At 28.7% G+C, this 13,886-nt stretch carries 11 protein-coding genes; 2 read left to right on the forward strand and 9 right to left on the reverse strand.

Going from position 1 to position 13,886, the window contains the following annotated elements; genetic code table 11:
• The 9 genes from KKE07_00635 to KKE07_00675 form a co-directional block, all read right to left on the reverse strand.
• Window positions 1-1,682: hypothetical protein (locus KKE07_00635; GenBank protein ID MBU4269368.1), on the reverse strand; the 1,682-nt coding region annotated here is incomplete at its 3' end.
• Between the two features lie 9 nt (window positions 1,683-1,691).
• Window positions 1,692-2,915: an ABC transporter permease gene (locus tag KKE07_00640; protein ID MBU4269369.1), complete on the reverse strand. Its 1,224-nt coding sequence runs from the start codon at window positions 2,913-2,915 to the stop codon at window positions 1,692-1,694.
• An 8-nt stretch (window positions 2,916-2,923) separates the two neighbouring features.
• Window positions 2,924-3,610 carry an ABC transporter ATP-binding protein gene (locus KKE07_00645; protein MBU4269370.1) on the reverse strand — a complete coding sequence of 229 codons (687 nt, stop codon included), beginning with the start codon at window positions 3,608-3,610 and terminating at the stop codon, window positions 2,924-2,926.
• Window positions 3,607-4,803 carry an efflux RND transporter periplasmic adaptor subunit gene (locus KKE07_00650; protein MBU4269371.1) on the reverse strand — a complete coding sequence of 399 codons (1,197 nt, stop codon included), beginning with the start codon at window positions 4,801-4,803 and terminating at the stop codon, window positions 3,607-3,609. Before KKE07_00650 ends, KKE07_00645 begins: the two co-directional genes overlap by 4 nt.
• Window positions 4,804-4,887: 84 nt before the next feature.
• Window positions 4,888-6,114, reverse strand: coding sequence for an ABC transporter permease (locus KKE07_00655; GenBank protein MBU4269372.1), 1,227 nt, complete (start codon window positions 6,112-6,114; stop codon window positions 4,888-4,890).
• A 2-nt stretch (window positions 6,115-6,116) separates the two neighbouring features.
• A complete protein-coding gene (locus tag KKE07_00660; GenBank protein MBU4269373.1) occupies window positions 6,117-7,319 on the reverse strand; it encodes an efflux RND transporter periplasmic adaptor subunit in 1,203 nt (400 codons plus the stop codon).
• A gap of 100 nt (window positions 7,320-7,419) precedes the next feature.
• On the reverse strand, window positions 7,420-8,310 hold the full coding sequence (locus KKE07_00665) for a hypothetical protein (GenBank protein ID MBU4269374.1): 891 nt from the start codon (window positions 8,308-8,310) through the stop codon (window positions 7,420-7,422).
• A 74-nt stretch (window positions 8,311-8,384) separates the two neighbouring features.
• Window positions 8,385-9,635, reverse strand: coding sequence for a TolC family protein (locus tag KKE07_00670; GenBank protein MBU4269375.1), 1,251 nt, complete (start codon window positions 9,633-9,635; stop codon window positions 8,385-8,387).
• Window positions 9,632-10,720 (reverse strand): glycosyltransferase family 9 protein, encoded by a 1,089-nt coding sequence (locus KKE07_00675; protein ID MBU4269376.1) that lies wholly within the window; start codon window positions 10,718-10,720, stop codon window positions 9,632-9,634. The genes KKE07_00670 and KKE07_00675 overlap by 4 nt, the downstream gene beginning before the upstream one ends.
• Before the next feature lie 65 nt (window positions 10,721-10,785).
• Between KKE07_00675 and KKE07_00680 the strand changes: the two genes are divergently transcribed.
• Window positions 10,786-13,572: an insulinase family protein gene (locus KKE07_00680; GenBank protein ID MBU4269377.1), complete on the forward strand. Its 2,787-nt coding sequence runs from the start codon at window positions 10,786-10,788 to the stop codon at window positions 13,570-13,572.
• A 32-nt stretch (window positions 13,573-13,604) separates the two neighbouring features.
• Window positions 13,605-13,886 (forward strand): polysaccharide deacetylase family protein (locus KKE07_00685; protein MBU4269378.1); only part of this gene is annotated, 282 nt, incomplete at its 3' end.

Raw genomic sequence — 13,886 nt, forward strand, 5'->3', positions numbered from 1 at the left:
AAATTAGCCAAATCCCATAAATCAAGTAATAACTCTTTTTTAAAAACATCGTTGTTAAGTTCAATATTATTTGTGTATAAAAATTTTATAAAAATTTTAAGTGCATCAAGACTGGATTCTCCATAATATGGGATAGTTTTAGTTTTATCGTCAATAATATTACCGTCATTTATTGCTGCTTTAAATTCTTTGAATAATCTTGTTTTTAAATCTAAAATAAAGGAGTGTACAAATACAACAGTATTGAGTGAATTCTGCTCCTGGTACTTAATTTTAAAATCTTTACTTTTTTCATCTCGATGCAATTCAACTAATAAATCATCAAAAGATTCACCTACAAATAATTCCCTATCGTTATCTTCAATATTAAGTTTTAAATCTTTCATTAGGTTTATTATTTTTTGTTTTGTTTCTAAATCATAAATTACACCAGTATTAATCCACAATAATAATTTCTTTAAAAAATCAATTTTATTTTTTTTAAATTCACAAAATTTTTCTATTTCTTCAATTTCTTCTTTTGTTTTAAAATTAGACTTATGTTTATTATATTTTTTTATTTCTTTAAAAATTTCATCATTACCATAGTCAGTTATTAATGATTTAATAAATATCTCAACCCCATCTTCGTCTAGCCCCAATCGTTTTTGCATTAAACCTTTATCATAGGTCAGTGCTTGTCGTTCAAATTCAAGTTCTCCAACATTACAACAATCATAACTTTCAGGTAAATATAAAGTGATTTTTTCATTTCCAATGTTATTTGAATAAATTGCTTTGATTTTTTTGTTTCGAGATAAATAAAAGTTAATTTCGGATAAAATTGAGTAGTCTTGAATATTATTGTTACTAAGATTTAAACCGGTAAGAGTAGTATTTATTTTTAATGCTTTAGTTAATGCAACAGCGACTTTGTCTTCGATATTGTTATATTGTAGATATAAAGTAGAAAGAGTTGTATTTTTTTCTAATGCTTTAGCTAGTGCAATAGCACCGGCTGGTCCAATATTATTGACTGCAAGATCTAAAGTAGTAAGAGATTTATTTATTTCTAATGCTTTAGCAAATGCAATAGCACCGGTTGGTCCAATATTATTGCATGAAAGATATAAATTAGTAAGAGATTTATTTGTTTCTAATGCTTTAGCTAATGCAAAGTCACCTTTATTTCCAAGATTGTTATTTGAAAGTTCTAAAGTAGTAAGAGATTTATTTGTTTCTAATGCTTTAGCTAATGCAAAGTCACCTTCTGGTCCAATGCTGTTATAATAAAGATCCAAAGTAGTAAGAGATGTATTTTTTTCTAATGCTTTAGCTAATGCAATAGCACCGGTTGGTCCAATATTATTGGATGAAAGATATAAATTAGTAAGAGATTTATTTGTTTCTAATGCTTTAGCTAATGCAAAGGCACCTTCTGGTCCAATATTGTTGCCTGCAAGATATAATAAATTAGTAAGAGATGTATTTGTTTCTAATACTTTAGCTAGCTCAATAATACGTTCTTTGGTCATGGTGAAGTCGTGGAGATAGAATGAAAAAGATAAAATAGTAAGAGTTGGATCGTTGTTTTTTAGTCTTTCAATAGCTTCATCAAAAGATATTTTATTTGCAAAAAGAGATTTAGATAAAAATAAGCAAATTGTTATTGAAAATATTTTTTTTATATTTTTTATATTCATAAACAATTTTTATTGTTCCAATAAAGCTTCAACAACATTTAATCTAGAAGCTTTTTTAGCCGGATAATATCCAAAAAATAACCCTATACTTATTGCAGAAAAAAGTGAGATTGCAATAGATTTTAGTGATATAAATATTGGCCAGCCTAAAATTTGTCCAACAGTATAAGCAATCGATGATCCAAAAAAAATTCCCAAAAGACCGCCGAATAAGCAAATTATAATTGCTTCCAAAACAAATTGAGTTAAGACTGCCGATGTTGTAGCTCCGATTGCCATTCGAATACCTATTTCTTTGGTTCGTTCAGTAACCGTTACAAGCATGATATTCATAATTCCAATACCACCGACAATTAAAGAAATTGATGCAATAACTAAAAGTAAAATATTTAAAACACCGGATGCAGCATCGGACGCTTTTGAGATATCATCTTGAGTAAACACTGTAAAATCATCTTCTTCCGTTGGTAATAAGTTATGTCTTTGACGGAGTATTGATTTTATTTCATCCGCTGTTTTATTCATAGAATCTTTATCTTTTGCAGAAATTATAATTGCTCCATATTTATCCGTTTTGATTCCCATAAGTTTTTTCTGCATGGTTTTTACCGGAACAAATATAATATCGTCTTCGTCTCGGCCATCAGGCGATTTACCTCGTTCAGCCAGTACGCCTATTATAGTAAAAGGGATTTTTTTAATTCTAACCGTTCTTCCTATAGGATTTTCTTTGCCAAATATTTCATTTTTTACGGTTTGTCCTATAACTGCAACTTTTTTTCCTGACTTTACTGCATTTTTGTCAAAAAAATCTCCTTTTTCAAGCGCCCAATTTCTAATTTCAAGGTAATCTTGGTTAACTCCGCCAAGTTGAGTTTGCCAATTATTTCCTTCATATAATACTTTTTGACTTCCCTGTAATCCCGGTGATGCCATTGCAACGCCATCGCATTCATTAATTATTGCAGTATAATCTTGCTCTTTTAATGTAAGGTTTCCGGAGCCTCCTCGTTGTGCCATTAATCTTTTTGGAGTTCCACCGATTACCAATATAAAATTTGTTCCAAGACCTTCTATCTCTTTTTTTACCCTGTATTTTGCGCCTTCACCTATGGACATAACGGCAATAATGGAAATAATACCAACGATTATGCCAAGTGTTGTTAATAGTGAACGTATTTTATGTTTATTTAAAGATCTTAAGGCGGTTAAAAGTAACTGATAACTATTCATATTTATTTTTACCTTATTTTTTTATCAGAGATAATTTTGCCGTCCAGTAGTTGAATTATGCGATTTGTTTTTTGTGCAATTTCAGATTCATGGGTAACTATAATTATTGTTACATTATTTTCTTTATTTAATTTTGAAAATAGTTCCATAATTGTATCACCGGTTTGCGTGTCCAAATTACCGGTAGGCTCGTCGGCTAAAATTATAGCAGGCTCATTTATTAAAGATCTTGCAACTGCAACTCTTTGTTGCTGGCCGCCGGAAAGTTGGTATGGATAATGATCCAGTCTGGAATTAAGATCAACCATAGTTAAAAGTTTTTTAGCTTTATCTCTCGCTTCATTTTCCGGTACTCCTGCATACAGTTGCGGTAATGCTACATTGTCTGTTGCCGTAAGATCAGGTAGTAAAAAGAATTTTTGAAATACAAATCCTATTTTTTCATTTCTTATATGAGCGAGTTCGTCGCGATTCATAGTGGAAACATTTTTATTATCAATTAGATATTCACCCTCTGTTGGAATATCAAGACAACCTAATAGATGCATTAAAGTTGATTTTCCGGATCCCGATGTACCGGTGATTGCAACAAATTCACCTTTTTCTATGGAAATGCTTACATCTTTTAAAGCATGAACTTCAGATTCTCCCATCTGATATATTTTTTTTAAATTTTTGGCTTCAAGAATTATCATTTTTTCTTACTTCCTATAGAGCCCGGTTTGTTAAAAATTTGTTCCAACATATCATTGTTTCTTTCAGTATCTTCAACGGAAGTCAAAATTAGAGAATTATCATCAATCTCTTTTGATATAATTTCTGAATATGTTCCATGTTTTGAACCTATTTCAACAGCTATTTGTTTAAACTTATTATTGTCTAAAACCCACACATGATCGATTTCTGTTTTTGCATCGGTGTCGGGAATTCTTATAAATTCAAAATCAAGTTTTTTTGCCACATTTTCCAAAACCAAACTATTTATTCTTAGCGATTTATTCTTTACACAAAGTGCATTTTTAGATTCTTTTACTTTTATATTAACGTTTGTTGTCATTCCCGGTCGTAGCGTTAGGTCAGGATTATCAACATCTAAAATTGTTGCATAGGTTACAACATTATCTACAATTTTTGCCAAATATCTAATTTGTTCAACTTTTGCTGTAAATTTTAACTTGGGAAATGCATCAACAGTAAAAGTTGCTTCTTGTCCATCTTTGACAAGCCCAACATCAGCTTCATCAACATCAACTTTTGCTTCCATATGGTGCAAATCTTTTGCTATTTTATAAAGAACTGTTGCTTGAAATCTCGAAGTTATCATTTGTCCAAGATTAACCTCTTTTGCAATTACAACTCCGTCAGCCGGAGATTTTATAAATAAATTGTCATATTCCTGTTGTCTCATTTCAAGTTCTCCAATAGCTTGAATTACTCTGGCTTCAAGAACTTTTAATTGTTGCGTGTATTGTTCAAACTGATCTTGTGAAATTTGATTTGCTTTGTATAATTCAGTTTGTCTTGCGTAAAAATTTTTGTAATATTCTAAGTTTGCATTTGCTTCATCAACTACAGCTTTGAATTTTTTTACAGCGCTATAATTTATACCATCATCAAGAATTACAAGTACCTGATCTTTTTTTACAAAATCATTATCGTCGGCCTTTATTTCAACAACTCTTCCCGCGTCCAAACTTCCTATTGTTATTTCATCTTTAGCGCTTAATGTTCCTGATGCATTTACATATTGAGTTAAATCTTTTCTTATTGGAGTTGATGTTTCAAATAAAGCTTTTTTTTCATGATGATTTTTTTTAAAAAAATAGATACTTAGTGCTACAGTGATTATAACTGTAGATGTAATTATTATTATTTTTTTGTTATTCATAATATTATCTTTTCTTTTATAAAAATTTATATGTCAAAAGATAATAGTAACACTAAACTTTTTGAAAAAGAATATTTTGAAAATTTATGTTTCTTTTAATGCATCAACAACATTAAGTTTCGCAGCTTTTTTCGCCGGATAATATCCAAAAATTAAACCTATTAATGTTGTTATTGCAAAAGAGATTAAAATTGAGCCCGGTTTGTGGACAACAAGCCATTTTGTAAAATGATTTATAGCATATGGCGTTGTTATTCCTATTACCATGCCGATAATTCCTCCTATTGTGCAAAGTGTTATAGATTCTATTAAAAATTGATACAAAATATTTTTAGTAGTGGCGCCTATTGCCATGCGAATTCCAATTTCTTGTGTACGTTCGGATACTGAAACTAGCATTATATTCATAACGCCTATTCCACCAACAAATAAAGATATCGTTGCGATTATCAAAAGTAATAAATTTAAAATATTTGAAGACTGTTTGGCGGCTTTTACAATTTCTTGTTGATCAATAACGGAAAAATCATCAGGTTCATTATCTTTTAATCTATGTTTGAATCTTAAAATTCTTTTTAAAATTCTTGTTATATATGGCATATCGGCTTTATTTTTTGCGCAAATTCCTATTCCGTGAATATATCTATTTGTGTCTAAAAAAAGTTGTTTTTCTACTGTTGTTAATGGAATATAACAATCATAATTAGGATCTTGAATTCCATAAAAATTTTTTATTTCTTCTACAATTCCGATTACTTTAAAATAAATATTTTTTATTTTAACCGATTCGCCAATTGGATTTAAAAATCCAAAAAGATCTTTGGCCGCTTTATATCCAAGTACTATAACTTTTGCACTTTTTAGATATTGCTGTTCGTTATAATATGAACCCTTTATAATTTTTCGATCTATTATTTCCAGATAGTCTTGATTGCCACATTTTATATCGGAGTGAATATTATTTTTTTTGTATGAAATTATATTTCTATAAAATAATGTTGGCGTAATTTTATCTATAGCCGGACATTGTTCTTTTAAAATTTCAACGTCTTTTTTTTCTAAGTAAATATTTTTTTTCCTATGTTTTTCGCTTGTTTTTCCCTCTTGAAATTTTCCCGATTGAATAAATATAAAATTTTTTCCCATTCCTAAAATTTTTTGTCTTAGTTTTAACTCGGCTCCATATCCAATTGCCAATGTTGTTATTATTGCTGCAATACCAACAACTATTCCCAATATCGTTAAAATCGATCTGCCTTTATGTTGCCTTATTGAATTTAAAGATATTCTTAATAAAGCTTTTATATTCATAATTAAACGGCACTTTCAAACATTTTTGAATAAAGTTTGGACATTTCATCTGTTTCTTCCACATCAACAATTATTGTATCAAACTTAGTTAATCCTGACTTTATTTCGTAATAGATATTATCCGTTATTCCAATTATTGTCGGTGTTTCTATAAATACTTTATCTTTTACAACCCAAACGCTTTTTACGCAATCTGTTTTTGTGCATTTTGCATCTAATGTTTTTATTAAATTTTTATCTGCTTTTTCTATTTTATATTTTGATGTTTTTGCTATAGCTTCGATAAGTTTATGGCTTATTTGAAAAGCTTGAGAATTTATTGCCAAACAATTTTTTACTTTTGCAATTCGTATTTCTGCATTAACCGTCATTCCGGGTCGCAATAACATATCTTTATTTTCAACTGATAGGTAGGCCTTATAAGCAAGTACACCACCAATTCTTACTGGTGAAAAACTTACGTCTGTAATTATTCCCTTAAAAGTTTTATCCGGATATGTAGAAACGTTAAATTTTACTTCTTGATTTTTTGCAACCAGTCCAATTTCACTCTCGTCTATATAAAGTTCGGCTTCCATTTTTGTTAAATCTTTTGCAATCTTAAATAAAACGGTTGCATCAAGATCTACGGTTACAGCTTCACCTTCCGTAATGCCAACTGCAATTACAATACCGTCCTCAGGTGCAGTTATTTTTGTATTATTATATTCAATTTCATATTTTTTTAAGGTTGCTTGTGCACTTAATTTATTTGCTTTTAGTTGATCGAGATCTTTTATGACTTGTTCAAAAAAATCTTGAGATATTTGATTGGCTTTAAATAATTCTTGTTGACGTGCAAAATATTTTTCTTGATAAATTAATTGAGCTTCTATATTTTGCAGATCGCCTTTTGCGCGTAATACATCTGAATCGTCTTTTCCGTTATCTATAAGTGCCAGCAGTTGGCCTTTTGAAACTTTATCATTTTCTTTTACAAAAATCTTTTTTACAGTACCCTGAATTAAACTTCCTATTTTTAAAGTGTCTTTTATTTCAAGAGTTCCTGTTGAATCTATAGTTTGCTGTATATTTCTTTGATCCAATTTTACTGTTTTATATGGTAGAATAACTTCTTTTTTAAAATATTTTTTGTAAAAGAAGTTTGTTAAAAATACAATTATTATAATTATTGATAAAAGTGTAATGAATTTATTTAATTTCATTTGTGCTCCTAAATTTTTTTAAAAAAATAACATAATTCAGAAATTATTGTTAATAAAAAAAATAGGAGCTAATTTTGTAGTACAATGTCAACGCTTTGCATTACTCTTTAAAATTTTCTTGAACCATTGTCTGAAATAATTCATGTCTTTGTTTTTCAGGCGATGCGATTAATAATTTGTTAATAACTTCACCCAAAACTTGTGTAATTGCATTTTTTACAAATATTGGAACTAAATAATAGATTTCTTTTGCGTCAAAATTTTTGTGCTGCCATTTAAAATTTGTTTCAATTTCAGTTTGTTCGCTATCTTTATTTTTATTCAATTCAAGATTAATCTGAGCATTATTTTTGATATATAAAGCTAATGCTTCTGCTGTAGTTAATAAAATTACATTTGATATTCTTCTTACCAGTGTATTATTTTCAAAAATTTTATTTGATGCATTTATGAATATTGCTTTGGATAAAATTCTTGTAATAATGCTTTCTATAACTGGAAATGCGCTATTTAAAACGTTGATGCTTTTATTTGCACTAATTGAATTGTATTTGATAAGATTTATATTCTTTATTGTATCAATTATGGACCAACTATCTGTAGAATCATCAATTTTAGCAAATTCCCATGAACGCGATAAAATACTTAATAAATCAATTATTTCTTGCGTGTAATCAGTCTCGTTTACTGCTGCAGCAAGTGTTTCGTTTAAAACTGCAGGTAAGTTACATTCGACAGAAATTTTTTCATTTATTTTATTGAATTTATGTTTACTTAAAAAAGATTTAAGTTTTTTAGTATTTATATCTTTTTTAATGTAAGTACGAGATTGTTCCGGCAATGTGCTAAAAATTACTTGATCAAAAATTGCGATTAAATCAACAACTCTTCTTGTGTTGTTTATATCTTTATCCGTGATAACAGAAAATGCTTGCTGCGTTGTTATCACGCCAAAAATTATTAAGCATATAAATTTTTTAAAATTATTCATGAATAACCCTTAATAAAAAAATAATTATTAACACTATAAGTGTATGAATTTAAATAACTTTTATTGAAAGTCAATTAAATATTTTTAGGATAACCGCAAGCAAAAAACAGTTCACTTTGTTTAATCGCAACATTAACTTTTGCGGTAAGCCAATCAAATCTGGAATTTTCCCAATTGTACATGGAATTATCAAGATCAACTTTGGAAATATTACCGATTTTATAATTTAATTTTGCCAAATTATATTCGTTTTCGGCTTGCATTAATGCTGCATCTTTGGCTGTAAGTTGTTTTTTGTATTTTAGTAAATCATGAAAAGATCTTTCAACACTATATTTTATTTCTTGAATATAATTTTCTCTTTCTTGTAATGCTTTCAATCTACTGGCATTTGCTTGTTGCGATTGGTAATAATTTGAAGAGCCATCAAATAAATTCCAGCTTAGATTTACGCCTATGTTATTACTTTTTACTTGATCTGCCCTTGAGGCTTGTCCTGTAAGATTAAAACTTGGTAAATAATTATATTTATAATATTTTTCATATTCTTCATATTTCTCTATTTCTTTATTTTTCATTTGAATTTCGGTTCTATTTTTCAGTGCAAGGTCTTGATAATAATCAAGCGCTTTTATATTAATTTCGTCTTTTGAATCCCAAATAAGTTCCGGATTTTTATTATCTTTTTTAAAATCATCGCCAAGTAAATATTCAAGTTGACTTTGCGAACTTGATAAATCATCAATATACATATAAACACTTGCCATATTACTTGCATAAGTTGATGAATTTTTTAGCCAATCGTTTTGTCCCAACAATCTTAATTTATCTTGGTGTTCTGATTTATTTATAGTCTGTTTTGCCGCAAAAGATAGAGATTCTATCGCCTTCTTTTTTTCTTGTAATAACCAAGTCTGTAAAAAAGATATTTCCACTTCGTTTCGAACCAAATCTTCATGATTAAGTTCATTTAATTTTGAAATTTCCGTGTCTTTTTTTGCAATACGTTTTAATCTCTCCGGTCCTGCAAAGCTGTAAATAAGTTGACTTGCTGCAATGGTTGTTGAATTTTGCGCCCCCTTTGAGCCGGATGCAAAACTTTCACCTGAAGATAAAGTTAACTGAGGCAAATATCCGGAAATTGCAACTTTTTCACCATAAGCGTAACTTTGGGTTGCAAATTTTAAAGCTTTTAAACTTGGTCTATTTTTGTAAGCAATTTCTACAGCTTTTTTTATATCAAGACTGTTTTTTTCTTGAGCTGATTCTTGAGCAAAAATATTCATTGCGAATATACTTGCAATAAAAAATAAAACTTTTTTCATTTTTCGTCCCCTAATAAATATAGAATTTTTCGTCCCAAAGTTTCAGCATTCAGTTTATACATACAATTATTAGATTTACTAGAATTTTTTGTATTTCCATGTGTTTTTTCGTAATAATGGGGACATTCTATTTGAATTGCATTGTCTATATTAAATTTATTTATATATGCACCATGGATTTTAGCTTTGGTTGGTCCAAAGATGCCAATTGCATTTTTTTGTAAAAAATCTGCCAAATGCAAAAGGCCCGTATCGGGCGCCAGTAATAATTTGGATTTTTCTATAAGTTTTGCCATCTGTATTAGATTGAATTTGGGTGTTTCAATAATTTTTAAATTATTATTTTTACAAAAATTAAGAATATTTTTTGCCTGATTACCAAAATGTGTACCTGTTAAAACTATTTTAGAGTTTACTAAATTTTTTTGTAAAAATTTTACAAGCTCAATCCAATTTTCCTGCGGCCAATGTTTTGACTCCCAAGTCGTATTTGGTGCAAGTAAAATAAAATTTTTTATATTATTATTTATCAGCCATGATTCAACAAAATTTGTATCATGATTGGAATAATTTAATTTAAAATCTTGTTTTATAGACTCTATTGCTGGACAACTTTTTGTATTTTTAAAATTAAAAGCAGTATGTGTAACTAAAGATAAATTTTTTTCTATTATATTTTTGTAATTTGGGTTTATTTGTTTGTGCGTAAAAAAAGTTGAAAATTTGCTTCTAGCATTTTGCTTGTCAAAACCGAATTTTTTGCCGGTTAAAAAAGCAATTATACTTGATGTTTTTAAAAGCCCCTGAAAATCAAGAATAAAATCCCATTTATTTTTTCTTAAATTTACTATTGTTTTGAGTGTACTTTTTAAATTTTTGGGATATAAAAATTTATCGTTTAAAATATACAAATTTTTTATAAATTTTTGATTAACCAAAATATCAGCGGCTTTTTTTTGTACAACCCAACTTATATCTGCCGTTGGTAGCATTTTTTTTAATAAAAATATTGCAGGTAAAGTATGTATTACATCACCTATTGCAGATACTCTTAATATTAATATTTTTATATTATTATTTTGCATGGTATAAATCTTGTTTTTTTTGTTAAGCTTACATTATATCAGAATTTATTTTTTTAGGAGAATTTATGAATGGTTATTTTGTTTTTTTAAAAAATAAACTTGTGTGGGTATTTATTTTTATAGTTTTTTCTTCAATTCTTTTGTTAAAATCATGTAGCATAAAAAAAGATAGTTTAAATTTAAATATGAAAGTTGAATCAAATATGGATTTTCCAAATATAAGAAAAGTAGTTTTAAAAAATGGTTTTACGGTATTAATTTTTAAAACAACTCAAACGCCAAAAGTTTTATTGCAAATAGCCTATGATATTGGCTCTTGGGTTGAAAAATCCGGTGAACGTGGGCTTGCGCATTTAATTGAACACATGATATTTAAAGGTACCGATAAATTTGCAGAAGGTGATATTGATGCCATTGCCAGAAAATTTGGAGCGGATTTTAATGCATTTACATCAAAAGACATAACAAGTTACTATTTTGAAGTTAATAAAAATAATTGGAAACCATTTGTTGAAATTCTTGCAGAATGTATGCAAAATGCCAAATTTGATGCAGAGCATTTGGCATCAGAATTTAAAGCTGTTATCCAAGAATTAAGAATGATGAAGGATAACCATTTTAGGCAGATGATTGAGATTGCGACTGGAAATACATTTCCGTCAAATCATCCGTATCATGCACCCGTAATTGGTTATAAACAGGATCTTGTAAATATTTCAGCTCAAAATTTAAAAGCTTTTTATAAAAAATATTATAAACCTGAACGCGCAACTTTGTTTATGGTTGGTGATATTGATCTTGATGAGGCTGAAAATATCGCCGTACAAAATTTTTCAAACTTAGATAATGGTGATGGTATTTCACATTTTGACGAATCTTTAAGTTCTGTTTTTGAACTTGTTTCAAATTCAACTACAAACAATACCGTTTTATATGAAGATGTAACTCAAGAATTACAAGGTTTTTATTGGTTAATTCCCGGACTTAATGCAAAAGGTAAAGAACTTGTATCCGTTGTCGAATCCGTAATTGGAACCGGAGAGGGTAGTCGACTTTATAAACGTTTGGTTGAAAAAGAAAAAGTTGCTGCGTCAGTTGCAGCATTTGGTCACCAATTAATGCATGCCGGTTTGTTTTTTATAATTGTTGAGCCTTTAAAAAATAAATCAGCTATATGTAAAAAATTAATAATCGAAGAGCTTAACAATATTGTAAAAAACGGTGTAGAAAAAAGTGAAATCGAAAAAGTTGTAAATACAAGGGAACGTGAACATTTTCAACAATTGCAGAGTTTGCAAAGTTTTACATATGAATGGCTTGAATCTTTTATTGCGACTAAAGATGAATACGATATTTTCGCAAGCGTAAACAGGTATGCAAAAGTTTCTTCGGATAAAATTGTTGAATTTGTTAAAAATTATTTGGATACATTTTTTGTAAATGAAATTTCAGTTTTACCGTTACCTGAAGATAAAAAATCTACATGGCAAAAATTAAAAGAAAAATCTGAAGAGATGGATAAGCTTATTTTAGCCAAGCATCAAAGGACGGCACCTCTTGAGACACCAACATTTGTAAATAAGGTTAAAAATCCTGAAAAATTAAGTTTTGAATTTCCAAAACCGGATAAAGATTTTACATTAGAAAATGGACTTAACGTTTTAATTCACAAAAATCAGCCATGGCCAATATTTTCTGCATCACTGCGATTTAAGCAAGCAGCATTTTTTGCCGACAGCAAAGAGGGTATTTTACTTGATTTCATGATGAATTATTTAATGGAAGGTGCTGCAGGTTTTTCTAAAGAACAGAATGTCGACTTTTTTGAAAATTTAGGTGCAACTTATAGTTTTGATGTTACCGGGGGCTTTGTATCCTCTTTAACTAAAAATATTGATTCAGTTTTATCCAGATTTGCAGATATATTAACAAAACCGGATTTTCCCGAATCCGAGTTTGAAAAATTAAGAGAAATACTTTTGGATCTTTATGAAAGACGAAAAGATTCACAGAAAGATTTGGGATTAAAGATTTTTAAGAATTTAATTTATAAAAATCACCCATTTAATTGGTCATTTGATGATGCCATTCAAATTATAAAAACGGTTGATATTAAAAAATTAAAAGAATTACACAAAAAATATGTAACGCCACAAAATATGATTTTATCTATCGTTGGAAATTTTGATTTGGATAAAACTGAAAATAAAATTAGGAATATTTTTTCTTCATGGCATGGTGAAAAGTTTTTAGTTGAAGAAAAAAAGTCAGGAGATTTTGATAAAAATTTAAATGTTGATCAGTTTATGCTTCGCGACCAAGTAATGCTTATTATGGGTCGACCATCAAATATAGATATTTATCATGACGATTATGTGCCTGTAAAAATTTTAGATTTTATAGTATTTAGTTCTTTAGGTTCTAGATTATTTCAATTACGTGAACAAACAGGACTGTTTTATACCGCGAGTGGAATGTTTGCTGCCGGAGCATCTAGAGTTAACGGATTTGATTATGTTACATCTATTTTAAATTTGGAAAATGTAGAAAAGGCTGAAAATTTATTTAAATCGGTTATTGATGAGATTGGAAAAGATGGTGTGTTGCAGCATGAACTTGATGCTTCAAAACAAGGTTATTTAAAAGATATTATTGATATTACGGCAAGTAATGAAGCTTTGGCAATGGTTTATGCAAGATTAAAGTCTTTTGATTTAGGTTTTGATTATTACAATAAAGTATTGAATCAGGTTCAAAGCATGACACTTGAAGATATTAATAAAATTTGTACCAAATATTTTAATTCGAAAGATATGTGTAAAGTTAGAGTGGGTAGAGTGGGAAAGAAGTAGCTGCTTTAGACCAAATTTAAGAAAGAAGTTTTATGAAAAAATATTTTTTATTTTGTTTAATTTTATTATTGCAAAATGTTTATGCTGAAAATTATAATATATTAGGAATTTCTAAAAATTATCCCAAAGAAAAACAACTTGCATTAGATAATTGGCGAAACAAAATTATAAAATTGGCTAATTCGAATAAGGAGACTATTTTTATAAATGGGTCAACTGAAAAAAAAATGGTAGCACTAACATTTGATGATGGTCCCGATACAATTGTAACCCCAGCTGTTTTGGACATTCTTAAAAAATATAATGTAAAAGCT

Source organism: Candidatus Dependentiae bacterium (assembly GCA_018897535.1).
In the GTDB taxonomy this organism is placed as follows: domain Bacteria; phylum Babelota; class Babeliae; order Babelales; family UASB340; genus UASB340.

Coding starts and splice junctions, on each gene's coding strand:
- KKE07_00640 (MBU4269369.1), bottom strand. CDS start 2,915: ATGAATAGTTATCAGTTACTTTTAACCGCCTTAAGATCTTTAAATAAA.
- KKE07_00645 (MBU4269370.1), bottom strand. CDS start 3,610: ATGATAATTCTTGAAGCCAAAAATTTAAAAAAAATATATCAGATGGGA.
- KKE07_00650 (MBU4269371.1), bottom strand. CDS start 4,803: ATGAATAACAAAAAAATAATAATAATTACATCTACAGTTATAATCACT.
- KKE07_00655 (MBU4269372.1), bottom strand. CDS start 6,114: ATGAATATAAAAGCTTTATTAAGAATATCTTTAAATTCAATAAGGCAA.
- KKE07_00660 (MBU4269373.1), bottom strand. CDS start 7,319: ATGAAATTAAATAAATTCATTACACTTTTATCAATAATTATAATAATT.
- KKE07_00665 (MBU4269374.1), bottom strand. CDS start 8,310: ATGAATAATTTTAAAAAATTTATATGCTTAATAATTTTTGGCGTGATA.
- KKE07_00670 (MBU4269375.1), bottom strand. CDS start 9,635: ATGAAAAAAGTTTTATTTTTTATTGCAAGTATATTCGCAATGAATATT.
- KKE07_00675 (MBU4269376.1), bottom strand. CDS start 10,720: ATGCAAAATAATAATATAAAAATATTAATATTAAGAGTATCTGCAATA.
- KKE07_00680 (MBU4269377.1), top strand. CDS start 10,786: ATGAATGGTTATTTTGTTTTTTTAAAAAATAAACTTGTGTGGGTATTT.